Genomic DNA, 25,988 nt, shown 5'->3' on the forward strand with positions numbered 1-25,988 from the left:
CCGTTACTCGAAGAAGCTCTTCACACGGTCGAACCAGCTCTTGCTCTGCGGGCTGTGACGCGCACCGCCTTCGGCCAGCGACTTCTCGAACTGCTTGAGCAGGTCGCGCTGCTGGTCGGTCAGCTTCACGGGCGTCTCGACCTGCACGTGCACGTACAGATCGCCCGCGATGCTCGAGCGCAGCCCCTTGATGCCCTTGCCGCGCAGGCGGAACGTCTTGCCCGACTGCGTGCCTTCCGGCACCGGGAACGACGCACGGCCGGCCAGCGTCGGCACCTCGATCTCGCCGCCGAGTGCGGCGGTCGTGAACGGAATCGGCATCTGGCAGTGGAGATCGTCGCCGTCGCGCTCGAACACCGAGTGCGGCTTGATGTGGATCTCGACATACAGGTCGCCCGGCGGCCCGCCGTTGATGCCCGGCTCGCCGTTGCCGGCCGAGCGAATGCGCATCCCGTCGTCGATCCCGGCCGGGATCTTCACTTCGAGCGTCTTGGTTTCCTTCACCTTGCCCGACCCGTGGCAATGCGCGCACGGCTCGGGGATATAGGTGCCCGTACCGTGACACTTCGGGCAGGTCTGCTGGATGCTGAAGAAGCCCTGCGACATGCGCACCGTGCCCTGGCCGTGACAGGTCGGGCAGGTTTCCGGCTTCGTGCCGGGCTTCGCGCCCGACCCGTGGCAGACTTCGCACGACACCCAGCTCGGCACGCGGATCTGCGTGTCGTAGCCATGCGCGGCCTGCTCGAGCGTGATTTCCATGCTGTAGCGCAGGTCGGCGCCGCGGTACACCTGCGGGCCGCCGCGGCCGCCGCGCGCGGCGCCGCCCGCGGCCTGGCCGAAGATGTCGCCGAAGATGTCGCCGAATGCATCCGCGAAGCCGCCGAAACCCTGTGCGCCCGCACCGCCCATGTTCGGATCGACGCCCGCGTGGCCGTACTGGTCGTACGCGGCCCGCTTCTGGCCATCCGAGAGCATTTCATAGGCTTCCTTCGCCTCCTTGAAATGCTCCTCCGCATCCTTGCTGTCCGGATTGCGGTCAGGGTGATACTTCATCGCAAGCTTGCGATATGCCTTCTTGATTTCGTCGTCGCTCGCATTCTTCGCGACGCCCAGAACCTCGTAGTAATCCCGTTTCGCCATATCGATTCACTGTGCCGCCACGCATCGCGCACGCGGCGGCTCCTTTCGCCCGCAGTAAAGTCTCTCGACTCGTCTGGCGCTGCACCGTCCGCGGACGGCTCGCGCAGCACCCGCCAAAAAACAAATGTGCCCGGAGGGCCGCAAGGCCCGCCAGGCGTGGAGTCGATCCGGCCATCCGGAAGGAAAGACAGACCGCTTGTCAGCCGCGCCGCGCGCGTTTTCGCGCGCGGCGTACGGTGTCATTGCAACCCGGCTTAGTCCTTCTTCACTTCCTTGAACTCGGCGTCGACGACGTCGTCGGCAGCCTGTTGCGCACCGCCCGCGTGGGCCGCGCCTTCCGCCGCACCGGCCGCACCCGCCTGCTGGGCCTGCATGTCGGCGTACATCTTCTCGCCGAGCTTCTGCGAAACCTTGCCGAGTTCCTCGACCTTCGCGTCGATCGCCGCCTTGTCGGCCGACGTGTCCTTCAGCACTTCTTCAAGCGACTTCAGCGACGCTTCGATGGCTTCCTTCTCGCCCGCGTCCAGCTTGTCGCCGTACTCGGTCAGCGCCTTCTTCGTGCTGTGCACCAGCGCGTCGCCCTGGTTGCGCGAATCGGCCAGCTCGCGCAGCTTGTGGTCTTCCGCTGCGTTCGCTTCCGCGTCCTTGATCATCTGGTCGATTTCAGCCTCGGACAGGCCCGAGTTCGCCTTGATCGTGATCTTGTTTTCCTTGCCGGTCGCCTTGTCCTTCGCGCCGACGTGCAGGATGCCGTTCGCGTCGATGTCGAAGGTCACTTCGATCTGCGGCACGCCGCGCGGTGCCGGCGGGATGCCTTCGAGGTTGAACTCGCCGAGCAGCTTGTTGCCCGCTGCCATTTCGCGTTCGCCCTGGAACACCTTGATCGTCACGGCGCCCTGGTTGTCGTCCGCCGTCGAGTACACCTGGGCGTGCTTCGTCGGGATCGTCGTGTTCTTGTTGATCATCTTCGTCATCACGCCGCCGAGCGTCTCGATACCGAGCGACAGCGGGGTCACGTCGAGCAGCAGCACGTCCTTGCGGTCGCCCGACAGCACCTGGCCCTGGATCGCCGCGCCGACCGCGACGGCTTCGTCCGGGTTCACGTCACGGCGCGGATCCTTGCCGAAGAACTCCTTCACCTTCTCCATGACCTTCGGCATGCGGGTCTGGCCGCCGACCAGGATCACGTCGTCGATGTCCGACACCTTGACGCCTGCGTCCTTGATCGCGATGCGGCACGGTTCGATCGTGCGCTCGACGAGGTCTTCCACCAGTGCTTCCAGCTTCGCGCGGGTGATCTTCAGGTTCAAGTGCTTCGGACCCGACGCGTCCGCCGTGATGTACGGCAGGTTGATTTCGGTCTGCTGGCCCGACGACAGCTCGATCTTCGCCTTTTCAGCGGCTTCCTTCAGGCGTTGCAGCGCGAGCACGTCCTTCGACAGGTCGACGCCCTGCTCCTTCTTGAACTCGCCGATGATGTAATCGATGATGCGCTGGTCGAAGTCTTCGCCGCCGAGGAACGTGTCGCCGTTGGTCGACAGCACTTCGAACTGCATTTCGCCGTCGACGTCCGCGATCTCGATGATCGACACGTCGAACGTGCCGCCGCCGAGGTCATACACGGCGATCTTGCGGTCGCCCTTCTCGACCTTGTCGAGGCCGAACGCGAGCGCGGCTGCGGTCGGCTCGTTGATGATCCGCTTGACTTCGAGGCCCGCGATGCGGCCGGCGTCCTTGGTCGCCTGGCGCTGGCTGTCGTTGAAGTACGCCGGCACCGTGATCACGGCTTCCGTGACCGGCTCGCCGAGGTAGTCTTCGGCCGTCTTCTTCATCTTGCGCAGCACTTCAGCCGACACCTGCGGCGGCGCGAGCTTTTCGCCGTGCGCTTCGACCCATGCATCGCCGTTGTCGGCCTTGATGATCGAGTACGGCATCAGGCCGATGTCCTTCTGGACTTCCTTCTCTTCGAAACGGCGGCCGATCAGGCGCTTCACGGCGAACAGCGTGTTCTTCGGGTTGGTCACCGACTGGCGCTTGGCCGGCGCGCCGACGAGCACTTCGTTGTCGTCCATGTACGCGATGATCGACGGCGTGGTGCGCGTGCCTTCCGAGTTCTCGATGACCTTGACCTGGTTGCCTTCCATGATCGCGACGCACGAGTTCGTGGTGCCGAGGTCAATACCGATGATCTTTCCCATTTTTTCCTAATCTCCAGAAATGCTTGTTTGCTGCACGAAACGCCGCGTTTTTGGGCGGTTTCGCACGCCAGAATTCAACTCTGTTCCCGAAATGCGTCCGCCCGATCCGTTTTCAAGACCCGACGAGCGATGCGGATATTAAATTTTTTCAATCGCCGCCGGCTAGCGGATCGTGCGGGCCGCCGGTGCGTTCGCCGGCTGCCGCGGCATCGGCCGCCGCGGCGATCTTCGCGCGCGCCGCCGCGACGGCCGCCTGGAACTGCGCGAGGCCGTGCCAGCCGGTCGCGCGCCCCAGCCGCTTGCCGCGGTGGAAGAAGAACCACGTCGGCACGCCGTGCAGCCCGAAGCGGCGCCCCAGCCCATGGTGTTCGTACACGTTGCAATGGAACCACTTCAGGCCCAGCGCGCGGATCGCGTCGGGCTGGGCGAGCATCGCCTTCTTCGCGATCTCGCAGTTGAAGCAGTCGACGCCCCAGAAGAACACCACGGCCAGCGCATCGCCCGCGCCGTCGATGGCCGCGTCGAACGTGCCGGCGTCGAGCGCCTGCATGTCGAACGCGTCGAACGCGGCCGGATCGACGCCGGCGGGCACCATGTCGGCTGCCTTACTTCGGCTGGGCGACGGTGACGAGCGCCGGGCGCAGCACGCGGTCGGCGATCGTATAGCCCTTTTGCAGCACCGAGACGACGGTGTTCGGCTCCTGCTCGGCCGGCACCATCGAAATGGCCTGGTGCTGGTGCGGATCGAACTTCTCGCCGATCGGGTTGATCGCGACGACGCGGCCCTTCTCGAGCGCGCTCGTCAGCTGGCGCAGCGTCAGCTCGACGCCTTCGCGCACCTTCGCGATGTCGCCGGAGGTATCGTTGACGGCCGCTTCCAGGCTGTCCAGCACGGGCAGCAGGTGTTCCGCGAAGCTCTCGATCGCGAACTTGTGCGCCTTCGACACGTCGTCCTGCGCGCGGCGGCGCACGTTCTCGGTCTCGGCCTTCGCCCGCAGGAAGCTTTCCTGGAGCTCGGCGACCTTGGCTTGAGCCTCCGCGAGCGCCGCGTCGGCAGCTTCGGCAGCGGGTGCGGCGCCTTGCGCCGCCTGCTTCTCGCTGCCGATGTCTTCGGCCGATGGGGTAGTCGGGTTCTCTTGCGTGTTTTCCATGTCGCTGAAAGTCGATTAGAGGTTGAAGCCAAATCGGCAACCGTCGGACGTATACCCGGCGGCACCGCACATTACTGGTGCAAATAAGGGCGAAAACTGCAATTTCAAGAGGGTCTTTCGCCGGCATTCGCCAATGCCGCGAAACAACCGCGCACTTTCCGGTGCAGGCGTCGCATAGTCCGCCGGATCGGGCGAAACGGCCTGTAACAACGCTTACCGGGCAAGTACTAGCTCCGCACAGGCCGGCTGCACTACACTCCATTCAAGCGTCGGAAAGCGTGTTTACCCTGAGCTGACCGTCGCCTGACATCCACCTGGCGCCGTTTTCACCCTTGTTCTCGAGGGGAGTACCGTGAAACTGACCTTTGCGATATCGGTGGTCGCGCTGGTACTCATTGCCGGCACCACCACCATCTGCCTGTCGGGAGCCGTCACCGATCGCACGACCGAATACGGAAGCGCGCGGGCGACGTTCGACCAGATGTTCAGCTCCCACCAGAAAATCTGTCGATGATGCGCCGGTCGCGCTTCGTCGGCCGGCCGTGCAGTTCGGCCGCCGGCTCGCGATACGTGCGGCGCCGCTCCAGTTCGGCGAGCCGCGCGGCCCGCCCCGCTTCCGTTTCCGCGTAGAGCGTCTGCGCGACGCTCGCGGGCCCGCGCACGTCGCACACGCCCAGCACGGCAATGTGCCAGACCATGCCGTCGATCGCAATCTCCACCTCGTCGCCGACCCGCACGTCCTTCGACGGCTTGACCGCCGCGCCGCCGATCTTCACGTGCCCCTTGTCGACCGCATCGGTCGCGAGCGAGCGCGTCTTGAAGAACCGGGCCGCCCACAGCCATTTGTCGATGCGCAGCTTCGCGCCCGGCTCCGTGGAAATCTTGTAGTTCATGTCAGTCTCCGCCGGGCCGCCCTGCAAAGGCCGGCCGCGCCCTCGGGGGGCAGCGGGTGCAGTGGACGCGGCAGTCGTTTCATCTCAGTTGACCGGTTCGGGCTGCGCAGCCTTGACGGGCCAGCCCTGCAGATTCTCCGCGACGATCTCGCCGAGCGCGCCGATCCACGCGGACGCGCCGTTCAGGCACGGAATCCGGTGGAAAGTCTTGCCGCCGCCGGCGAGGAACTCGTCGCGCACCTCCATGCCGATTTCCTCGATCGTCTCCAGGCAATCGGCCGTGAAGCCGGGACAGAACACGTCGGCGCGCCGCACGCCGGCCTCGCCGAATTCGCGCAGCGTCGGCGCGGTGTACGGCTGCAGCCATTCGGCCTTGCCGAAGCGTGACTGGAACGTGACGCGGCATTCGGTGGTCGACAACCCCAGCGCGGCCATCAGCAACGCGCCCGTCTGCTGACACTGGTCGTGATACGGGTCGCCGAGATCGAGTGTGCGCTTCGGCACGCCATGGAAACTCAGCACGAGTTTGTCGCCGGCCGCGAAATCGGGCCGGCCGTGCTGCGCCCAGTACTGGCGCACCTGCTCGGCCAGCGCATGGATATAGGCCGGATGGTCGGCGTAGTGCCGCACCGTGCGCACTTCCGGCTGATTGCGCATGCGCGCCAGCGCGTCGAACGCGGCATCGAAGGCGGTGGCCGTGGTCGACGCCGAGTATTGCGGATACATCGGCATCAGCAGCACGCGCTCGACGCCGGCGCGCTTGAACTGCGTGAGCGCATGCGAAATGTTCGGGCTGCCGTAGCGCATCGCGTAGTCCACCATCACGTGATAGCCGTTCGACGTGAGCAGATGGCGCACGCTGTCGGTCTGGCGCTCGGTGTACACGCGCAGCGGCGAACCCTCGGGCATCCAGACAGCCGCGTATTTCTTCGCGGACGCGCGGCCGCGCAGCGGCAGGATCAGCGTGCGCAGCAGCACCTGCCAGACGGCCTGCGGGATTTCGACGACCCGCGGGTCCGACAGGAATTCGGCCAGGTAGCGCCGTACCGCGCGCGGCGTGGGCGCGTCGGGTGTGCCGAGATTGATCAGCAGCACACCGATGCGATGGGCGGCCGCGACGCTCGAAGGCGGCTCAAGATCGAAACGCATTGGCAAGAACGTGCTCGAGGCACGGGACCGGACGGTCCTCGATTATAGCGGGCCGCCCCGTGCCGTTCGGCCGACTGTCGCCGCGAGCGGCGGCGCGGCACGATAGCGGGGCGGGATCGGGCGGGCGATTGTCCGCCACCGTCGGCGGGTCACCGGTTATTGCTGGCTCAGCGTGAGCGACAGCAGGCGCGCGGTGATGTCAACGATCGGGATCACGCGGTTGTACGCCATCCGGGTCGGGCCGATCACGCCGAGCGTGCCGACGATCTGCCCGTTCACCTCGTACGGCGCGGTGACGACGCTCATTTCCTCGATCGGCACGAGCGTCGATTCGCCGCCGATGAAGATCTGCACGCCCTGGGCGTGGCTCGATACGTCGAGCAGTTGCAGGAGGCCCGTCTTTTGGTCGAATACGTCGAACAGCTTGCGCAGCCGCGCCATGTCGGAAGAAAGATCCGCCACTTCGAGCAGGTTGCGCTCGCCGGAAATCAGCACGGTGTCCTCGGTGTCGGGCACCTCGGTGCTGGCCGTCACGGCCGCGTGCATCAGCGTCGTCATGTCGCCGCGCAACTGGTCGATCTCGTCGCGCAGGCGGCGGCGCACCTCGTCGAACGACAGGCCGGCGAAATGCGCATTGATGTAGTTGGACGCCTCGGTCAGCTGCGACGGCGAATAGTCGCGCGGCGTCGCGAGCATGCGGTTCTGCACGTCGCCCTCGGGCGTGACGATGATCAGCAGGATGCGCTTGTCGGACAAGCGCATGAACTCGATCTGTTTGAACACGTGGCTGCGGCGCGGCGTCAGCACGACGCCCGCGAACTGCGACAGGTTCGACAGCACGCTCGCGGCGGCCGCGACCACCCGCTGCTGCGGCTCGCCGGCCTGCAGCGTGTTCTGCACCTGGCGCGCGACGGCCTCGGCGTCGATCGGCGCCTCGACCGTCAGCATCGTATCGACGAACAGCCGGTACCCGCGCGGCGTCGGCACGCGGCCGGCCGACGTGTGCGGGCTCGACACGAGGCCGAGCTCCTCCAGGTCGGACATCACGTTGCGGATCGTCGCCGGGCTCAGCTCGAGCCCGGAGTAACGGGACAACGTGCGCGAGCCGACCGGCTGACCGTCGGCGATATACCGTTCGATCAGGGTTTTCAGGAGGGTTCGTGCGCGAGGATCTAGCATGGTGGAAAATTTTAGCGCAACCGCGCGACTGCGGCGAGTACCGTCGGCCACCGTTGCGCGGGGCGGCCCGATCCAGCCCCGTCGGCGCACAGCCGGTTCTTTTCGTCAACGAGCTATGGTGTAATGCCGGCATGAAAACCGGTAATCAGTTCAAGACTGTCGCGCTCGTCGGCCGGAGCAACACGCCCGGCATCGCCGAACCGCTCGCCACGCTGGCGGACAGCATCGCCACGCTCGGCTTCGAGGTCGTCTTCGAAGGCGATACCGCGCGCGAAATCGGCATCGCCGGCTATCCGGCGCTCACCCCGGCCGAAATCGGGGCACGAGCGGACGTGGCGATCGTGCTCGGCGGCGACGGCACGATGCTCGGCATCGGCCGCCAGCTCGCGCCGTACCGGACCCCGCTGATCGGCATCAACCACGGGCGGCTCGGCTTCATCACCGACATCGCGGCATCCGACATGCAGGCGCTCGTGCCCGTGATGCTGGCCGGCAAGTTCGAGCGCGAGGAGCGTTCGCTGCTCGAGGCGCGGATCGTGCGCGACGGCGAACCGATCTACCACGCGCTCGCGTTCAACGACGTCGTCGTGAACCGCAGCGGCTTCTCCGGGATGGTCGAGCTGCGCGCGTCGGTCGACGGCCGCTACATGTACAACCAGCGCTCGGACGGCCTGATCGTCGCGACACCCACCGGCTCGACCGCGTACGCGCTGTCGTCGGCGGGCCCGATCCTCCATCCGCAGCTGGCGGGCGTCGTGCTCGTGCCGATCGCGCCGCACGCGCTGTCGAACCGGCCGATCGTGCTGCCCGACGATTCGAAGATCGCGATCCAGATCGTCGGCGGCCGCGACGTCAACGTGAACTTCGACATGCAGTCGTTCACGTCGCTCGAACTGAACGATACGATCGAGGTGCGCCGCTCGAAGCACACGGTGCCGTTCCTGCACCCGATCGGCTACAGCTACTACACGACGCTGCGCAAGAAGCTGCACTGGAACGAACACGCATCGAACGAAGACGACAAGGCGTCCTGACGCCGCTGCCCCCGACACCATGCTCCGCCACCTCTCGATCCGCGACTTCGTCATCGTCGCCGCGCTCGATCTCGAATTCGACAGCGGCTTTTCCGTCTTTTCCGGCGAAACCGGCGCCGGCAAATCGATCCTGATCGACGCCCTCGCCCTCGCGCTCGGCGAACGCGCCGACGCGAGCGTCGTGCGCACCGGCTGCGGTCGCGCCGACATCACGGCCGAATTCACGCCGCACGACCGCGTCGCGCGCTGGCTCGACGAACACGCGTTCGACGCCGAGGACAGCGTGATGCTGCGCCGCGTGATCGACGCGAACGGCCGCTCGCGCGCATTCATCAACGGCACGAGCGCGACGCTCGCGCAACTGCGCGAACTCGGCGAGATGCTCGTCGACATCCACGGCCAGCACGCGCACCAGCTGCTGATGCGGCCCGACGCGCAGCGCGAGCTGTTCGACACGCATGCGGGGCTCGTCGCCGATGCCGCGAACGTCGCGCGCGCGTGGCGCGTATGGCGCGACGCGACGCAGGCGATCGACGCCGCGAAGGCGCACGAGCGCGAGCTGCAGCTCGAGCGCGAAAAGCTCGCGTGGCAGCTCGCCGAACTCGACAAGCTCGCGCCGCAAGCCGGCGAATGGGACGAAGTCAGCAACGAACACAAGCGCCTGTCGCATTCGGCGAACCTGATCGAAGGCGTGCGCGGCGCGCTCAACGCGCTGTCCGAGTCCGACGACGCGATGCTCGCGCAGCTCGGCGCGATCGTGTCGAAGCTGCGCAGCCTGGCCGACTACGACACCGCGCTCGGCGATGCGCTCGCGTCGCTGGAGCCGGCCGAAATCCAGTTGCAGGAAGCCGTCTATTCGCTGTCGCACTACGCGCAGCGCGTCGATCTCGACCCGGAGCGGCTCGCGCAGGTCGAAGCGCGTCTCGACGCGCTGCACTCGACCGCCCGCAAGTTCCGGCTGCCGCCCGACACGCTGCATGAAGAGCATGCGGCGCGCCGCGCGCAACTCGCCGCGCTCGACGCGGCCGCCGATCTCGGCGCGCTCGAAGCGGCGCAGGCCAAGGCGCGGGAAGCCTATCTCGCCGACGCCAAACGCCTGTCGAAGGCGCGCGCGCAGGCGGCCAAGGCACTCGGCACGGCCGTCACGGCCGGCATGCAGGAATTGTCGATGGCGGGCGGGAGCTTCGAAGTCGCGCTCGTGCCGCTCGCCGACGGCGGCCCGCACGGGCTCGAACAGGTCGAATTCCGCGTGGCCGGGCACCCGGGCGTGCCGCTGCGGCCGCTCGCGAAGGTCGCGTCGGGCGGCGAGCTCGCACGGATCAGCCTCGCGCTCGCGGTGATCGCCAGCGCGGCGAGCCCGACGCCGACGCTGATCTTCGACGAAGTCGACACGGGGATCGGCGGCGGCGTCGCCGAAGTGGTCGGCCGCCTGCTGCACCAGCTCGGGCGCGACCGCCAGGTGCTGTGCGTGACGCACCTGCCGCAGGTGGCCGCGCGCGGCGACCATCATTTCCAGGTGGCGAAAGGCGCCGACGAGCGCGGCGGCACGGTGTCGTCGGTCGTCGCGCTCGACAAGGCGAGCCGCGTCGAGGAAGTCGCGCGGATGCTCGGCGGGCTCGAAATCACGGCCACCACACGCAAGCACGCGAAGGAAATGCTGGCGGCCTGACGTTGGCACCGCGTTGGCCGAATGCAGGAAGACCGGCGCATGCGCCGGTCTTTTTTCACGGGCGGACGGACTTCCGCTCGATCGCATCCGTCTTGCGCCGCCGAATCGGCGTGGAATTCGAACGCGCGCCTCAAACGCCCGTTTCAGCCGCCCTGAACATCAACGGCCCCGAACACGCGCTCCCACAGCGCCGTCACGGCCGCCCGCTCGTCGGCCACTACCACCGGGTCGACGCGCGCCTTCTCCATCCCGTCGAGCCGCAGCTTGTGCTGGAGTTTCCGGTACTTGCGGTACGCCGCGCCGACGCGCTCGGCCTCGTCCTCGCCCATCAGCCCGAAGCGCGCGACCTCGCGCAGCAGCGCGATATTGCCGGTATTGCGGATCAGCTCCGCGTCGCTCGACGCATGCAGCAGCACCCAGTACTGGACGATGAACTCGATGTCGACCATCCCGCCGCGATCGTGCTTCAGGTCGAACAGCTCGGTGTGGTTCGGATGGCCGGCGAACACCTTGCCGCGCATGTCGACGATCTCCTTCGCGAGCACCGCCCCGTCGCGCGGCGTCGTCAGCACCTGCTGGCGGATCGCCTCGAAAGCCGCGCCGATCTGCGCGTCGCCCGCGCTGTAGCGGGCGCGCGTCAGCGCCTGGTGCTCCCACACCCACGCGGTGTTCGCCGCATCGCCCTCGCGCAACTGGTAGCGGCGGAACGCATCGAGATCGGTGACGAGCAGCCCGGCCTCGCCGTTCGGCCGCAGCCGCAGGTCGATGTCGAACAGCGCGCCCGCGCCGGTCGCGGTCGTGAGCCACGTGATCAGGCGCCGCGTAAAGGTCGTGTAGACGTCCGCCGAGCGCTCGTCCGGGTCGTCGTACAGGAAGATCAGGTCGAGATCCGACGCGTAGCCGAGCTCCTTGCCGCCCAGCTTGCCGTACGCGATCACCGCGAACTTCGGCACGTCGCGGTGGCGCTTCGCGAGCTGCGACCAGACGACTTCGATCGTCACGTCGAGCACCGCGTCGGCCAGCTCGGACAGCCGGTCGCTCACATGCTCGACCGACAGTTGCCCGGCCAGGTCGATCAGCAGGATCCGGAACACCTCCGCGTGCTGCGCGTGGCGCAGCAGGTCCATCTGCTGCTCGGGGCCGTCCGCCGCCGCGAGCCGCGCGCGCAGCGCATCCTTGAACGCGGGCCAGTCGAACGGGCTCGCGATCGCCTCGTCGTCGAGCAATTCGTCGAGCAGCTGCGGGTGGCGGATCAGGTAGCCGCCGCCCCAGCGCGTCGCGCCGAGCACCGACAGCACGCGATCGAGCGCGGCCGGATATTCGGTCAGCAGCGCGAGATAGACGCCGCGCCGGCTCACCGTCTCGAGCAGGTCGAACAGGCGCACGATCGTGTCGTCGCGGCGCGCGGCGTCGATCGTCGGCGCGGCGTCGAGCGCGCGCTGCGCGACGCTGTCGAAGCGCTGCCGGCTCTTTTCCGGCAGCCCGGTATAGCGCGACGACTGCCAGATCGCGCGCAGCCGCGCGAGCACGGCGGCCGGATCGGCGAACCCGAGGCCGTCGAGGCGCGCGACCAGCGCGTCGTCCTCGCCGTCGTCGGCCAGCGCGCCGCTCCAGATCCACGCGGCGGCCGTGTCGTCACCCGCCGTGCAAGGGCCGCCGCCCTTCACCTTGTCCGCGAAGATCTGGTCGAACTGCGCCTCGACGAAGTTCCGGTGTTCGTCCAGCACCGTCATCAGCGCCGCATAGTCGGCAAAACCGAGCGACGCGGCCAGCGCCGCGCGCTCGTCGGGCTCGACCGGCATCGCGTGCGTCTGCGCGTCGTTGCGGTACTGCAGCCGGTGCTCGAGCGTGCGCAGGAAATTGTAGGCATCGGTCAGGCGCGCGCACACGTCGTCGCCGATCAGCCCGCGCGCCTGCGCATGCCGCAACACCGCGAGCGTCGGCCGCACGCGGAATTCCGCATCCTGCCCGCCGCGGATCAGCTGGAACACCTGCGCGCTGAACTCGATCTCGCGGATCCCGCCGCGCCCGAGCTTGATGTCGTCGGCCTTGTCGGGCCGCATCGACGCGCGCCGCGCGGCTTCGTGCCGGATCTGCTGGTGCAGCGAACGGATCGCGCCGATCACGCCGAAATCGAGATAGCGACGGTAGACGAACGGCTTGACGATCGATTCCAGCTGCGCCGCCAGCCGCTGCGCGGCGTCGCTGTCGCCTTCCGACACGAGCCGCCCCTTGATCCACGCATAGCGCTCCCACTCGCGCCCCTGCACGTAGAAATATTCCTCGAGCATGCCGATGCTGCAGACGAGCGGCCCCGAATCGCCGTTCGGGCGCAACCGCATGTCGACGCGAAACACGTAGCCGTCGGCCGTGACCTCGGACAGCACGCCGATCAGGCGCCGGCCGAGCCGCGTGAAGTATTCCTGCGTGGACAGCGGCGAACGCGTGCCGCCGGTGGTTTCGCCGTCGTCCTCGTAGACGAAGATCAGGTCGATGTCCGACGACACGTTCAACTCGCGGCCGCCGAGCTTGCCCATCCCGACCACGCCGAGCACGACGCGCTGGCCGTCGGCGCCGCGCGGCTCGCCGTACTGCGCCTCGAGTTCGGCCGACAGCAGCGCGAGCGAGCGCTGCACGGCCACTTCGGCGAGATCGGTCATCGCGCCGGTGACCTCGGCGACGTCCGCCAGCCCGCGCAGGTCGCGTTCCGCGACCGCGCCGAACGCCTCGGCGCGCAACTGCCGCAGCGCGCGCTTCAGTTGCTCCTCGCCCGGCGCGGCCGTGCCGGCGGGCATCGCGAGCAACTCGGTGAGGCGCGCGTCGAGCTGCGCGCGGCCGAGCGGCGCGGCCGCCCACGCGGCAATCTGTTCGGCCAGCGCGGGCCGCGCGGCAGCCGCGCGGGCAAGGTATCGGGAATAGGACGTGCTGATCAGGGCGGATGCGTCGGTCATCGAGAAGCGGGCCTGGCGGAAAAGGCCGGCCGGCTGCGGGCCGGCGCGTGCGCGCCCCGCGGCCGGCCAGCCCCATGGACTCGGCGCGGCCTCGCCGGACGCGCACGCGCCCGTCGCGACACCGCGCGCCGGAAAGCCCGTGCCGTGCAGCCCCCAACGGCCGCCGGCACGAACCCCTGTGATACATTTCAACGTCAGTCTGCAAAACTACCATATCGCCGCCCGTCCGCCGCATGTCCGACCGTCAGGAATCCGCCGTAGCTGCGCCCGAAGCGGGACCTCCGAAGCACGATCATCCGGTCCTGCGTCGCGTGTTCAGGGTGACGCTGGCAGTCGGGATCGGCACCTACTTCATCGCGTCCGGCGCCTTCCTCGGGCTGCGCTACGTGGTGCTGCCCCGCATCGACGAATTCCGCCCGCGCATCGAGCGCGCCGTGTCCGACAAGCTCCACGCCCAGCTTTCGATCGGCAAGCTTTCCCCGAACTGGTCCGGCATGCAGCCGGGCGTCGAACTCACGAACCTGACGATCCGCGGCCGTGACGGCAAGGTCGCGCTGTCGGTGCCGCACGCGACGGCCGCGCTGTCGTGGATGTCGCTGCTGCGGCTGTCGCCCGCGCTGTCGAGCCTGATCGTCGACCAGCCCGACCTCGTCGTCGCGCGCGCGGCCGACGGCTCGCTGAGCGTCGCGGGCGTCGGCGTCGCCACCACCCACGGCGGCAACGACACGTTCGGCACCTGGCTGCTGAAACAGGAGGCGATCGTGCTGCGCGGCGGCACGCTGCGCTGGCGCGATGCGCAGCACGCCGCGCCGGAGCTCGTGCTGTCGGGCATCCGGATCGCGGTGCTCAACGACGGCCGCGTGCACAAGGCCGCGCTGCAGGCGCCCGCGAACGGCACGCTGCTGCTCGGCCCGCTCGATTTCCGCGCGCGCTTCAGGCACAAACCGCTCGCGCCGATCGGCAAGCCGGCGAACTGGACCGGCGACGCGTACCTGTCGACCGGCCCCGTCGACCTGCAGACGCTCACGCGTTATCTCGACGTGCCGCTCACGATCCATGCGGGCCGGATCGACAACGCGATCTGGGCGACCTTCGGCGACGGCCACCTGCGCTCGGCGGGCGGCGACCTGCAAGGCGCCGACGTCGCGCTGCGCGTGCGCCCGACGCAGCCGCGGCTCGACGTACCGACGGTCGGCTTCGGCTGGGACATGGTGCTCGATGCGGGCCACGACTACACGCTGCACCTGACCCGCTTCAATGCGGAGCTCGGCCAGCCGCCGCTGCCGGACGGCACGCCGCTCGCCCGCTCGCTCGCGCTGTCGACGCTGACGGCGCGCTACCGCGTGCCGACCGCGAACCAGGGGCAACTGCTCAGCGTGGTCGGCGACCGCGTCGATCTCGGCATCCTCAGCGAATTCATCCGCGGGCTGCCGCTGCCGGCGCGCCTGCGCAACGAGCTGATCAAGATCGACCCGCGCGGGATGGTGTCGAACTATCACATCGAGGTCGAGCGCGCGAAACCCGCGCATGCCGATCTCGCCGACGAGGAGCGGCGCATGGGCGCCGCGCCGATCGTCCGCTACCGCTTCCTCGGCGATCTGCAAGGCATCAGCTTCGCCGCGCAGGAGCCGCCGCCCGGGCTCTCGCCGCGCGGCCACCCGCGCGCCGGCTGGCCGGGGGTCGAGAACCTGTGGGGCCGCGTCGATGCCAACGAGACGGGCGGCTCCGCGCATATCGATACCGTCAAAGCGGCCGTCACCGTGCCCGGCGAATTCGACGAGCCGCGCCTGACGTTCGACCGGTTGCGCGGCAACGCCAAATGGACGATCACGCCCGCGCCCGGCGACAAGCATGCGCGCGTCGACGTGTCGCTGCCCGACCTGCTCGTGTCGAATCCCGATGCCGAAATCGCGGTGTCGGGCTCGTACACGAACCCCGGCCACGGCCGCGGCACGCTCGACTTGCGCGCCGATTTCGCCCGCGCATCGGTCGCGCGCATTCCGCGCTACCTGCCGACCGGGATGTCCGAGCACCTGCGCGACTATCTCGGCCACGCGCTGCAGGACGGCACCGTGAGCAAGGGCGCGTCGATCGTCGCGCGCGGCCCGCTCGAGAAATTCCCGTTCGAACACGAGCCGGACGCCGGCGTGTTCCATATCGTCGCGCCGTTCACCGGCGGCCGCTTCGAGCCGACGCCGTACCCGCCGCGCAAGCTCGCGAACGGCACGCCGAGCGTCTGGCCGGCGCTCGACGGGATCGACGGCGTGTTCGAGCTCGCGCAGAACAAGCTGCGTTTCGACATCCAGCGCGCGCACTACAAGCGCGTCGTGCTGACGAAGGTCGCGGGCCGCATCGACGACCTCGGCAATCCGTCGCACTCGCCGCTGATCATCGACGGCCATGCGCAGGGCCCGCTCACCGACCTGATCGACTACGCGGACAACAGCTCGCTCGGCACGATGAGCAACCACATCGGCCAGCGGATCGACGCGCAGGGGCCCGCGTCGCTCGCGCTGAAGATCACGATTCCGCAGCACGTCCCCCACCCGCACACGCACGTCGAAGGCGCGCTCGCGTTCGGCGGCAACACGCTGTCGACGAGCGGCGTGCCGCCGCTGTCGGCCCTGCGCGGCAGCGTGCGCTTCACCGAGGCCGGCGCGTCGCTGCACGCGCTGTCGGGGCGCTTCCTCGGCGGCCCGGTGCGCGCGAACGGCAGCTTCCGGTCGCACGGCCCGTACGCGGTGGACGTCGACGGCCGGCTCGCGCTCGATGCCGCGCGCGGCCTGAACCTGCACGGCGCGGCCGCCGCGCTGCTCGAGCACGTGGTCGGCGACGCACCGTACAAGGTCGCGGTGCGCGGCGCGCCGGGCCGCCTGCCCGACGTCAGCGCGCAATCCGACCTGACGGGCGTCGCGCTGAACTTCCCGGCGCCGTTCGCGAAACCGGCCGGCACGCCGATGCCGTTCCGCTTCACGCTGCAGCCGGCGCCTCAGGCGGACGGCAAACGCCTCGAACACGCCGACCTGACGCTCGGCCCGGTGGCCGCGACCTACCTGCTCGACGCGACGCCCGGCCAGCCGCTGCGTGCGGTGCGCGGCGCGATGGGCATCCACCGGATGCCCGACATGCCGCAGGACGGCGTGAGCGCGGCCGTCGACGTCGCCGAACTGGACGCCGACGCGTGGCTCGCCCTCGCCCACACGCTGAAGCCCGACACGCCGCGCGCGCCGGAACCGCAGGCCGCACCGCGCGTCGATTTCGCGAGCTTCGCGCCGAAGCGCTTCGCGTTCCATTTCGGCACGCTGAAGCTGCTCAAGCGCAACTGGGAGAACGTGATCGTCGGCGCGTCGCACGTCGACGATCTCTGGCAGGCGAACATCGCGTCGAACCAGGTCTCGGGCTACCTGTCGTGGGCGCCGGGCGGCGGTCACAACGGCGCGGGCGTGCTGAACGCGCGGCTCGCGAAGCTGGTCGTACCGCAAAGTTCGCAGCACGACCTCGTCGGCCGCGCGATGAACCTGCCGACGCCGACCGACCGCCCGATGCCGTCGATCGACCTGATCGTCGACCAGGTCGTCGCGCGCGATCACGACATCGGCCGGCTCGTCGTCAACGCGCGCAACATCGACGAAGACGGCACGCCCGTGTGGCAACTCGACAAGCTGGAACTGGCGAACCCGGCCGCAAAACTCACGGCGACCGGCAACTGGCGCACCTCGCGCCGCGCGCTGGCCCGCGGCGCCGACGAAAACGACGCGCCGCGCCGCACCGTGTTCGACTTCAAGCTCGACATCGACAACGCGGGCGCGCTGCTCGACCGGGTCGGCCTGCCGCGCACGCTCGCGGACGGCCACGGCTCGGTCACGGGCAAGGTCGGCTGGCGCGGCGGCCCGACCGCGGTCGACTTCCCGTCGCTCGGCGGCCAGGTCGCGCTCGATCTCGAACACGGGAAGATCCTGAAGGTCGACCCGGGCGCGGCGAAACTGCTCGGCGTGCTGAGCCTGCAGAGCCTCGCGCGCTTCCTGACGCTGAATTTCCGCGACGTGGTCGGCAAGGGGCTGCCGTTCGACAAGATCACCGGTACCGGCCGGATTTCGAACGGGATCGCGCGCACCGACGACTTCTCGATGATGACGGGCCCCGCGAACGTCACCGTGCGCGGCGCGGTCGATCTCGGCACCGAAACGCAGGACCTGCATGCGCACGTCGCGCCGAAAATCAGCGCGGGCGCCGCCGCGATCGGGGCGGCCATCATCAATCCGCTGCTCGGCGTCGGCGTGCTGGCCGCGAACTACGCGCTGTCCCAGACGCTGTCGCGCGCGTTCGCGCTCGACTACGCGATCACCGGCTCGTGGGCGCACCCGCACATCGAGCGGGTGGGAAGCGATCAGGGTAAGATGAATCACGGTTCGGCCGATGCCTCGAGCCATTGAGCACGCATCGACCCGCGCAGCGCGCCGGGCCGCACCCCATTTATGACGCAACCGATTCCGCGATGACCGACCCCGCCCGTTCCGCCACGCCCTTCCAGGTCGCCGCGCTGCAGATGGTGAGCACGCCGGACGTCACCCGCAATCTCGCCGAAGCGCGCCGCCTGATCGCGGAAGCCGCCGGTGAAGGCGCGCAGCTCGTGCTGCTGCCCGAGTATTTCTGCTTCATGGGCCACCGCGACACCGACAAGCTCGCGCTCGCCGAACCGTACCGGGACGGCCCGATCCAGCAGTTCCTCGCCGACGCCGCGCGCCGCCACGGCATCTGGGTGATCGGCGGCACGCTGCCGCTGAAGGCGGCGGAACCCGATCGCGTGCTGAACACGACGCTCGTGTTCGATCCGTCCGGCAACGAGGCCGCACGCTACGACAAGATTCACCTGTTCAACTTCGAGAAAGGCGACGAATCGTTCGACGAGGCGCGCACGATCCGCGCGGGCGACACGGTCGTCGCGTTCGATGCGCCGTTCGGGCAGGTCGGCCTGTCGGTCTGTTACGATCTCCGCTTTCCGGAGCTGTATCGCCGCATGGGCGACTGCGCGCTGATGGTCGTGCCGTCGGCGTTTACGTATACGACGGGCCGCGCGCACTGGGAAATGTTGCTGCTCGCGCGGGCCGTCGAGAATCAGTGCTACGTGCTCGCGGCCGCGCAGGGCGGCAAGCACGAGAATGGCCGGCGCACGTGGGGCCACAGCATGCTGATCGACCCGTGGGGCGAGATCGTCGCGGTGCGCGACGAGGGCGCCAGCGTCGTGCTCGGCACACTCGATCCGCAACGCATCGCCGACGTACGCCAGAGCCTGCCCGCGTGGCGGCACCGCGTGCTGACCTGAATCCGCCGCACCGCTTGAAACGCCGCGCGGCCCACCCATCTGCCCGGCAGCACCCGACAACTTTTTGAGAATCCCGATATCCGCATGAACATCATCGAACCCGGCATCCGCAACCTCGCGCTGGCGAAGGACATCCTGCTCACGCCGTACGGCCTCGACGAAAGCCTGCTCACGCGCACGATCGCCGACATCTTCACGCATCGCGTCGACTACGCGGACCTGTATTTCCAGGCGACCCGCAGCGAAGCGTGGAGCCTCGAGGAAGGCATCGTCAAATCGGGCAGCTTCAGCATCGACCAGGGCGTCGGCGTGCGCGCGGTCGCGGGCGACCGCACCGCGTTCGCGTACTCGGACGACCTGTCGCCCGAGGCCATCGCGCAAGCTGCCGCCGCCACCAAGGCGATCGCGGCGGCCGGCGGCGGCCGCCAGAAGATCAAGGCCGCCTCGTCGCTGACGGGCATCTCGGGCCGCGACCTGTACCTGCCGTCCGACCCGCTCGCGTCGCTCGACGCGACGGCCAAGGTCAAGCTGCTCGAACGCATCGAGCAGATGGCGCGCGGGCGCGACCCGCGCATCACGCAGGTGATGGCCGGCCTCGCCGGCGAATACGACGTCGTGCTGGTCGCGCGCAGCGACGGCGCGCTCGCGGCCGACATCCGGCCACTGGTGCGCGTGTCGGTGACGGTGATCGCCGAGCAGAACGGCCGCCGCGAGATCGGCTCGGGCGGCGGCGGCGGCCGCTTCGACTACGGCTACTTCACCGACGAAGTCCTGTCGCGCTACGTCGACGACGCCGTGCACGCGGCGCTCGTCAACCTCGACGCCCGCCCCGCGCCGGCCGGCGCGATGACGGTCGTGCTCGGGCCGGGCTGGCCGGGCGTGCTGCTGCACGAGGCGATCGGCCACGGCCTCGAAGGCGACTTCAACCGCAAGGGCTCGTCCGCGTTCGCCGGCCGGATCGGCGAGCAGGTCGCCGCGAAGGGTGTGACGGTGGTCGACGACGGTACGCTGCCGAACCGCCGCGGCTCGCTGAACATCGACGACGAAGGCAACCCGACGCAGTGCACGACGCTGATCGAGGACGGCATCCTGAAGGGCTACATCCAGGACACGCTGAACGCGCGCCTGATGAAGATGCCGGTCACCGGCAACGCGCGACGCGAGTCGTACGCGGCGCTGCCGATGCCGCGCATGACGAACACCTACATGCTGAATGGCGACAAGGACCCGCAGGAAATCATCGCGTCGGTGAAGAACGGCCTGTACGCGGTGAACTTCGGCGGCGGCCAGGTCGACATCACGAACGGCAAGTTCGTGTTCTCGGCGTCCGAGGCGTACATGATCGAGAACGGCAAGATCACCTACCCGGTGAAGGGCGCGACGCTGATCGGCAGCGGCCCGGAATCGCTGAAGTACGTGAGCATGATCGGCAACGACATGTCGCTCGACACGGGCGTCGGCGTATGCGGCAAGGAAGGCCAGAGCGTGCCGGTCGGCGTCGGCCAGCCGACCCTGCGGATCGACAAGATGACGGTCGGCGGTACGGCATAACCGCATCGCGGCGCAGACAATCCGCGCATTTTGACGAAAACGCGCGGATTGTCCGCATTTTTGAACGTCCCCGGTTGCCAGCCGCGCGGGGACCGGGTATAAATTCCGAATCAACTTTTTTGACGAGCCGAATTTCCGTCATGTCCGCCAAGTTTTACTTTTACTTTTTTTGGTATCTCAGACCGCTGGCGGATCGAGAGGGTTGATGGCGCGTAAAGCGCAACCGAAATTCCCGAAAAAACCGCCGGCGAACCCGGCGGTTTTTTTTCGCCCTTCGCCAGCCGGTCGCCGCCGCAGCCGTTCAGCAGCCCCGACCGACACCACTGAATCGCCCGAATTGATGAATCTGCCGCACGCGCACTGACCGAACGGCGCCCCGGAAAATTAGGAGAAACAGCATGCCCCCGCACAACACCGACGACGTCCGCATCCGCGAACTCAAGGAACTGACGCCGCCCGCCCACCTGATCCGCGAATTCGCGTGCTCCGAAGCCGCGTCCGAGCTGATCTACCACTCGCGCCAGTCGATGCACCGCATCCTGCACGGGATGGACGACCGGCTGATCGTGGTGATCGGGCCGTGCTCGATCCACGATACGAAGGCGGCGATCGAGTACGCGGGCCGGCTCGTGAAGGAACGCGAGCGCTTCAAGGGCGAACTGGAAATCGTGATGCGCGTCTATTTCGAGAAGCCGCGCACGACGGTCGGCTGGAAGGGGCTCATCAACGATCCGCACCTCGACAACAGCTTCAAGATCAACGAAGGGCTGCGCACCGCGCGCGAGCTGCTGCTGCAGATCAACGAAATGGGGCTGCCGGCCGCGACCGAATACCTCGACATGATCAGCCCGCAGTACATCGCCGACCTGATCTCGTGGGGCGCGATCGGTGCACGCACGACCGAGTCGCAGGTGCACCGCGAGCTCGCATCGGGGCTGTCGTGCCCGGTCGGCTTCAAGAACGGCACCGACGGCAACGTGAAGATCGCGGTCGACGCGATCAAGGCCGCGTCGCAGCCGCACCATTTCCTGTCGGTGACGAAGGGCGGCCATTCGGCGATCGTGTCGACGGCCGGCAACGAGGACTGCCACGTGATCCTGCGCGGCGGCAAGGCGCCGAACTACGACGCGGACAGCGTGAACGCCGCGTGCGCGGACATCGGCAAGGCCGGCCTCGCCGCACGCCTGATGATCGACGCGAGCCATGCGAACAGCTCGAAGAAGCACGAGAACCAGATCCCGGTGTGCGCCGACATCGGCCGCCAGATCGCGGCCGGCGACGAACGCATCGTCGGCGTGATGATCGAGTCGCACCTCGTCGAGGGCCGCCAGGACCTGAAGGAAGGCTGCGCGCTGACCTACGGCCAGAGCATCACCGACGCGTGCATCGCGTGGGACGACAGCGTGAAGGTGCTCGAAGGCCTCGCGGAATCGGTGAAGGCACGGCGCGTCGCGCGCGGTAGCGGGAACTGAAGAAACGCCGACAGGCTGACAGCATGGCCTCGCTTGGCGGCGAATTGGCCATGCGGCCAGCCTGCGCCCGGCGTGTCGCTCTGCTAGACTAGCTAACATCATCTAGCTAACTAGAGGATCGACCATGCCGACCGTCAACATGCACGATGCCAAGTCGCGACTTTCCAGCCTCGTCGAAGCGCTTGAATCGGGGCGCGAAGCCGAAATCGTGATCGCCCGCAATGGTCATCCGGTCGCGCGGATCGTTCCTTACGCCGCGCCGAAGCGGATCGGCGCGGCCCGTCAGTTGCTTGCCGGATTGAACATCCCGGCAAGCGTCGAGGCATTCAATGCCGGCGATGAATCGATCGCCGCCGACTTCGATGCCAGCTCGGACCAAGGGCTTGCACCGTGAAGCTGCTGCTCGATACGCACATCGCACTCTGGGCGGCTGAAGGTGCGCCGCAACTTTCGCCGACTGCTGTCGCGTTGATCGAGGATCCCCGGAACACGCTGTACGTCAGCGCTGCGTCGATTTGGGAAATCGCGATCAAGTACCGCAAAGGCAATCTGCCCGTCCATCCGCGAGATGCGCGTTCGGCATTTCGGCTTGCAGGTTTTGCGGAGTTGCCGATCAGCAGCGATCACGCCGAGGCAGTCGCCGCGTTGCCGGATTTCCCGGACCATGCCGATCCATTCGACCGCGTGATGGTCGCGCAAGCGCTGCATGAAGGCATGCCGCTCGTCAGTGCCGATCCGAAGGTGTGGCGCTACCACGCAACGCTGATGTTGCGCGCCTGAAGTCGCTCGCACGGTGCCGCATGTAAAAAGCCCGGCTCGCGCCGGGCTTTTTCATTGCATTGTTGCGTTGGCCGAGACCGGCCGCCGGTACCTCACTCGAGCGCGCCCGACCCGAAGATCTCGGTGTTCACGCGTTCCGGCGCGACGCCGAGCGCGACGAGCGCGTCGCGCTGCGCCCTCATGAACGCGACCGGCCCGCAGATGTAGTAATCGGCATCCGGTACCAGCGCGTAGTGCTTCACGCGCTCCGGCGTGAGGCGCCCTTCGAGGTCGTGGTCGATGCCGGCGCAATCGTTCGGGCCGACCAGCTCGTACAGCACCGTGCGCTTGACGTTCGCGTGCTCGCCGACGGTGTCGTTCAGCCAGTCGCGGAACGCGTGCACGGCACCCGAACGGCAGGCGTGAATGAACCGCACGTCGCGCGGGCTGCCCGCCGCGATCAGCGTCGACGCCATCGACATCATCGGCGTGATGCCGACGCCGCCCGAGATCAGCACGACCGGCGTATCCACGTCGCGCTTCAGCGAGAAGTCGCCCATCGGCGCGGTCACTTCGACGATCGCGCCCTCTTCGACGCCGTCATGCATCAGCGTCGACACCTTGCCGGCCGGAATCGCTTCCGGCTTGCCGGCCTCACGCTTCACCGAGATGCGCAGCCATTTGCCGTGGGGCGCATCCGAGAGACTGTACTGGCGCGGCTGGTCGACGCCGAGATCGCCGACGAAGCGCTTCACCGTGATGTACTGGCCCGGCTCGAACGTCGGCGCCGCGCCGCCGTCGGCCGGCGTCAGGTAGAACGACGTGATCTCGTCGCTTTCACGCACCTTGCGCGCGACCCTGAACGGGCGGAAGCCGCTCCACGCGGCGTTCGCGTACAGATCGGCCTCGGCGCCGATCAGGATCTGCGCGAGCTGGCCGTACGCGACACGCCATGCCTCGAGCGTGTCGGCATCGACCGCGTCGCCGAGCACTTCGACGATCGATGCGAGCAGGTTCTCGCCGACGATCGGGTAATGCTCGGGGCGGATGTTCAGGCTCGCGTGCTTGTGCGAGATGCGCGACACCGCGCCGCCCAGCGCACCGAGGTTGTCGATGTTCGCCGCATACGCATAAACGGCCTTCGCGAGCGTCTCGGGCTGGCTGCCGGTCTTCTGGTGCGTCTGGTTGAACAGGTTTTTCAGTTCCGGATGACGCGCGAACATGCGCTGATAGAAATGCTTCGTGATCGTCGCGCCGTGCTCGGCAAGGACGGGGGCGGTGGTCTTCACACGGGCCATCTGGTCAGCGGTGATGTGGGTCATGTTCGTTCTCCGTTAAACATGCATAAACAATACATGTTTAAAAATAAACGCTCGCCGGTCAAATTGTCGCAGTGCGCAAAAACGTGACGGCAGGCTAGCGGACGCGCCCGCGCTCCCATAGCACGTCGGTTCCGCCGTCGGCGCGGTTCAGCACGCGCGCCAGCACGAACAGCAGGTCGGACAGCCGGTTCACGTACCGCCGCGGTGCATCATTGAGCGTGTCGCCGCGCCCGAGCGCGACGATCGAGCGCTCCGCGCGGCGGCACACGGTTCGGCAGACGTGCGCGAGCGACGCCGCGCGCGAGCCGGCCGGCAGGATGAACTCCTTCAGCGGCGGCAGCGTCGCGTTGTAGTCGGCAAGCCACCGGTCGAGGCGGGCGAGATGCGTGTCGTCGAGCACCGCGTGGCCGGGAATGCACAGCTCGCCGCCGAGATCGAACAGGTCGTGCTGAATCGTGACGAGCGCCGTGCGCACGTCGTCCGGCAGCATCTCGGCCAGCAGCACGCCGAGATTCGAGTTCAGTTCGTCGACGTCGCCGATCGCGGCGATCCGCGCGTCGTCCTTGCCGATGCGCCGTCCGTCGCCGAGGCCGGTGGTGCCGTCGTCGCCCGTGCGCGTCGCGATCTTGCTCAAGCGGTTGCCCATGCGAATGTCCTCTCGTGCGCGGCCGCCATGCGGCCCGGTTGGCTGGAACGCGATTATCGCAGCCCGCGGCGGGAGGCGCAGCGGACGTTACAGCGTAGAATGGGCCGACAGTTCGACAAGCAGTCAGGAGACATTCGTGAATCACCCTGCCCCGCCGGCCGCCACGCGCCGCCCGCTGCCTCCCGCCATGCTCGATGCGCTGCGCGCCGCCTTCGGCGAGCGCGTGTCGACCGCCGACGCGGTCCGCGCCCATCACGGCCGCGACGAATCCCCGTTCGATCCGCAACTGCCCGACGCCGTCGTGTTCGCGCGCAGCACCGACGACGTGCGCGAAGTCGTGTCGCTGTGTTCGCTCTACAGCGTGCCGCTGATCCCGTACGGCGCCGGTTCGTCGCTCGAAGGCCACCTGCTGGCGGTGCGCGGCGGCGTGTCGCTCGATTTGTCGGAAATGAACCGGGTGCTATCGATCAACGCCGAGGACCTGACCGTGACGGTCGAGCCCGGCATCACGCGCAAGGCGCTCAACGAAGCGCTGCGCGACACCGGCCTGTTCTTTCCGATCGATCCGGGCGCCGACGCCAGCATCGGCGGGATGACCGCGACCCGTGCATCGGGCACCAACGCCGTCCGCTACGGCACGATGCGCGAGAACGTCCTCGGCCTGACCGCGGTGCTCGCGGACGGCCGCGTGGTCAAAACCGGTTCCCGCGCGCGCAAGTCGTCGGCCGGCTACGACCTCACGCGCCTGTTCGTCGGGTCCGAAGGCACGCTCGGCGTGATCACCGAAATCACGCTGCGCCTGCACCCGCTGCCCGAAGCCGTGTCGGCCGCGATCTGCACGTTCCCGACGATGGGCGACGCGGTGCGCACGGTGATCGAGACGATCCAGATCAGCGTGCCGATCGCGCGCGTCGAATTCGTCGATGCGCTCGCGGTGCGCTCGATCAACCGCCACTCGAACCTGACGCTGACCGAAGCACCGACGCTGTTCTTCGAATTCCACGGCACCGAGGCCGGCGTGAAGGAACAGGCCGAGCTCGTACAGGCGCTCGCCGGCCAGAACGCCGGCCAGGGCTTCGAATGGGCGACCCGCCCCGAGGATCGCACGCGGCTCTGGTCCGCGCGCCACAACGCGTACTTCGCGATGCTGCAGCTGAAGCCCGGCTGCCGCGCGGTGACGACCGACGTGTGCGTGCCGATCTCGCAGCTCGCCGCGTGCGTCGAGGAAACCGAGGTCGACCTGCGCGCGTCGTCGCTGCCCTGCCCGATCGTCGGCCACGTCGGCGACGGCAATTTCCACGTCGCGATCCTGATCGATCCCGACAAGCCCGAGGAACTCGCCGAAGCCGAGCACATCAACGACCGGATCGTCGAGCGCGCGCTGCGGCTGGGCGGCACCTGCACGGGCGAGCACGGCATCGGGCTGCACAAGATGCGCTTCCTGCCGAAGGAGCACGGCGACAACGCGATCGACACGATGCGCGCGATCAAGCTCGCGCTCGATCCGCGCAACCTGATGAATCCAGGCAAGATTTTCACGTGCTGACCCGG

The 25,988-nt window shown here is 68.1% G+C and carries 20 protein-coding genes; 10 read left to right on the forward strand and 10 right to left on the reverse strand.

The window, feature by feature from the left end; genetic code table 11:
• Nucleotides 1-3 precede the first annotated feature (3 nt).
• The 4 genes from dnaJ to grpE all read right to left on the reverse strand — a co-directional run bounded on the left by dnaJ (nucleotide 4) and on the right by grpE (nucleotide 4,489).
• Nucleotides 4-1,140 (reverse strand): molecular chaperone DnaJ, encoded by a 1,137-nt coding sequence (gene dnaJ / locus BLS50_RS04955; protein ID WP_006476837.1) that lies wholly within the window; start codon nucleotides 1,138-1,140, stop codon nucleotides 4-6.
• Between the two features lie 254 nt (nucleotides 1,141-1,394).
• Complete coding sequence (dnaK, locus tag BLS50_RS04960; RefSeq protein ID WP_074801178.1) at nucleotides 1,395-3,338, reverse strand: molecular chaperone DnaK; 1,944 nt, start codon at nucleotides 3,336-3,338, stop codon at nucleotides 1,395-1,397.
• A gap of 148 nt (nucleotides 3,339-3,486) precedes the next feature.
• Nucleotides 3,487-3,933 (reverse strand): thioredoxin family protein, encoded by a 447-nt coding sequence (locus BLS50_RS04965; protein ID WP_074801180.1) that lies wholly within the window; start codon nucleotides 3,931-3,933, stop codon nucleotides 3,487-3,489.
• 10 nt (nucleotides 3,934-3,943) lie between these two features.
• Complete coding sequence (grpE, locus tag BLS50_RS04970; protein ID WP_006476840.1) at nucleotides 3,944-4,489, reverse strand: nucleotide exchange factor GrpE; 546 nt, start codon at nucleotides 4,487-4,489, stop codon at nucleotides 3,944-3,946.
• 352 nt (nucleotides 4,490-4,841) lie between these two features.
• Between grpE and BLS50_RS35865 the strand changes: the two genes are divergently transcribed.
• On the forward strand, nucleotides 4,842-5,003 hold the full coding sequence (locus BLS50_RS35865; RefSeq protein WP_006476841.1) for a hypothetical protein: 162 nt from the start codon (nucleotides 4,842-4,844) through the stop codon (nucleotides 5,001-5,003).
• Here the strand turns inward: BLS50_RS35865 and BLS50_RS04980 are convergent.
• The 3 genes from BLS50_RS04980 to hrcA form a co-directional block, all read right to left on the reverse strand.
• Nucleotides 4,975-5,382, reverse strand: a complete 408-nt coding sequence (locus BLS50_RS04980) for an RNA-binding S4 domain-containing protein (protein ID WP_011544639.1) — start codon at nucleotides 5,380-5,382, stop codon at nucleotides 4,975-4,977. The genes BLS50_RS35865 and BLS50_RS04980 overlap by 29 nt on opposite strands.
• An 84-nt stretch (nucleotides 5,383-5,466) precedes the next feature.
• On the reverse strand, nucleotides 5,467-6,531 hold the full coding sequence (hemH, locus tag BLS50_RS04985; protein ID WP_006476844.1) for a ferrochelatase: 1,065 nt from the start codon (nucleotides 6,529-6,531) through the stop codon (nucleotides 5,467-5,469).
• A 156-nt stretch (nucleotides 6,532-6,687) separates the two neighbouring features.
• Complete coding sequence (gene hrcA / locus BLS50_RS04990; RefSeq protein ID WP_011544637.1) at nucleotides 6,688-7,710, reverse strand: heat-inducible transcriptional repressor HrcA; 1,023 nt, start codon at nucleotides 7,708-7,710, stop codon at nucleotides 6,688-6,690.
• Between the two features lie 131 nt (nucleotides 7,711-7,841).
• On the opposite strand from hrcA, the gene BLS50_RS04995 reads away from it, so the two are divergent.
• Nucleotides 7,842-8,744 carry an NAD kinase gene (locus BLS50_RS04995; protein WP_011544636.1) on the forward strand — a complete coding sequence of 301 codons (903 nt, stop codon included), beginning with the start codon at nucleotides 7,842-7,844 and terminating at the stop codon, nucleotides 8,742-8,744.
• Between the two features lie 19 nt (nucleotides 8,745-8,763).
• On the forward strand, nucleotides 8,764-10,413 hold the full coding sequence (gene recN / locus BLS50_RS05000) for a DNA repair protein RecN (protein WP_006476847.1): 1,650 nt from the start codon (nucleotides 8,764-8,766) through the stop codon (nucleotides 10,411-10,413).
• Between the two features lie 143 nt (nucleotides 10,414-10,556).
• On the opposite strand, the gene glnE is transcribed toward recN, so the two are convergent.
• Nucleotides 10,557-13,364, reverse strand: coding sequence for a bifunctional [glutamate--ammonia ligase]-adenylyl-L-tyrosine phosphorylase/[glutamate--ammonia-ligase] adenylyltransferase (gene glnE, locus BLS50_RS05005; RefSeq protein WP_074801186.1), 2,808 nt, complete (start codon nucleotides 13,362-13,364; stop codon nucleotides 10,557-10,559).
• Between the two features lie 233 nt (nucleotides 13,365-13,597).
• Here glnE and BLS50_RS05010 point away from each other — a divergent pair, with 233 nt between their 5' ends.
• The 6 genes from BLS50_RS05010 to BLS50_RS05035 all read left to right on the forward strand — a co-directional run bounded on the left by BLS50_RS05010 (nucleotide 13,598) and on the right by BLS50_RS05035 (nucleotide 22,490).
• A complete protein-coding gene (locus BLS50_RS05010) occupies nucleotides 13,598-17,797 on the forward strand; it encodes a YhdP family protein (RefSeq protein WP_074801188.1) in 4,200 nt (1,399 codons plus the stop codon).
• 62 nt (nucleotides 17,798-17,859) lie between these two features.
• Nucleotides 17,860-18,687, forward strand: coding sequence for a carbon-nitrogen hydrolase family protein (locus BLS50_RS05015; protein ID WP_074801191.1), 828 nt, complete (start codon nucleotides 17,860-17,862; stop codon nucleotides 18,685-18,687).
• Between the two features lie 84 nt (nucleotides 18,688-18,771).
• A complete protein-coding gene (tldD, locus tag BLS50_RS05020) occupies nucleotides 18,772-20,238 on the forward strand; it encodes a metalloprotease TldD (RefSeq protein WP_006476850.1) in 1,467 nt (488 codons plus the stop codon).
• Nucleotides 20,239-20,636: 398 nt separating this feature from the next.
• The gene (gene aroG, locus BLS50_RS05025; protein WP_006476851.1) at nucleotides 20,637-21,710 is read left to right on the forward strand and encodes a 3-deoxy-7-phosphoheptulonate synthase AroG; all 1,074 of its coding nucleotides are present in this window, start codon (nucleotides 20,637-20,639) and stop codon (nucleotides 21,708-21,710) included.
• Nucleotides 21,711-21,834: 124 nt separating this feature from the next.
• Nucleotides 21,835-22,104, forward strand: a complete 270-nt coding sequence (locus BLS50_RS05030) for a type II toxin-antitoxin system Phd/YefM family antitoxin (protein ID WP_074801195.1) — start codon at nucleotides 21,835-21,837, stop codon at nucleotides 22,102-22,104.
• On the forward strand, nucleotides 22,101-22,490 hold the full coding sequence (locus BLS50_RS05035; RefSeq protein ID WP_074801198.1) for a type II toxin-antitoxin system VapC family toxin: 390 nt from the start codon (nucleotides 22,101-22,103) through the stop codon (nucleotides 22,488-22,490). Before BLS50_RS05030 ends, BLS50_RS05035 begins: the two co-directional genes overlap by 4 nt.
• A 92-nt stretch (nucleotides 22,491-22,582) precedes the next feature.
• Here the strand turns inward: BLS50_RS05035 and hmpA are convergent, their stop codons facing one another.
• Entirely contained in the window at nucleotides 22,583-23,791 is a 1,209-nt protein-coding gene (gene hmpA, locus BLS50_RS05040) for an NO-inducible flavohemoprotein (RefSeq protein WP_074801201.1), read from the reverse strand.
• A gap of 94 nt (nucleotides 23,792-23,885) precedes the next feature.
• Nucleotides 23,886-24,437 carry a cob(I)yrinic acid a,c-diamide adenosyltransferase gene (locus BLS50_RS05045; RefSeq protein WP_006476854.1) on the reverse strand — a complete coding sequence of 184 codons (552 nt, stop codon included), beginning with the start codon at nucleotides 24,435-24,437 and terminating at the stop codon, nucleotides 23,886-23,888.
• A gap of 136 nt (nucleotides 24,438-24,573) precedes the next feature.
• Here BLS50_RS05045 and BLS50_RS05050 point away from each other — a divergent pair, with 136 nt between their 5' ends.
• Nucleotides 24,574-25,983 (forward strand): FAD-binding oxidoreductase, encoded by a 1,410-nt coding sequence (locus BLS50_RS05050; RefSeq protein WP_074801204.1) that lies wholly within the window; start codon nucleotides 24,574-24,576, stop codon nucleotides 25,981-25,983.
• The last annotated feature ends 5 nt before the right edge of the window (nucleotides 25,984-25,988 follow it).

The organism is Burkholderia orbicola (assembly GCF_900100915.1).
Lineage (GTDB): Bacteria > Pseudomonadota > Gammaproteobacteria > Burkholderiales > Burkholderiaceae > Burkholderia > Burkholderia orbicola.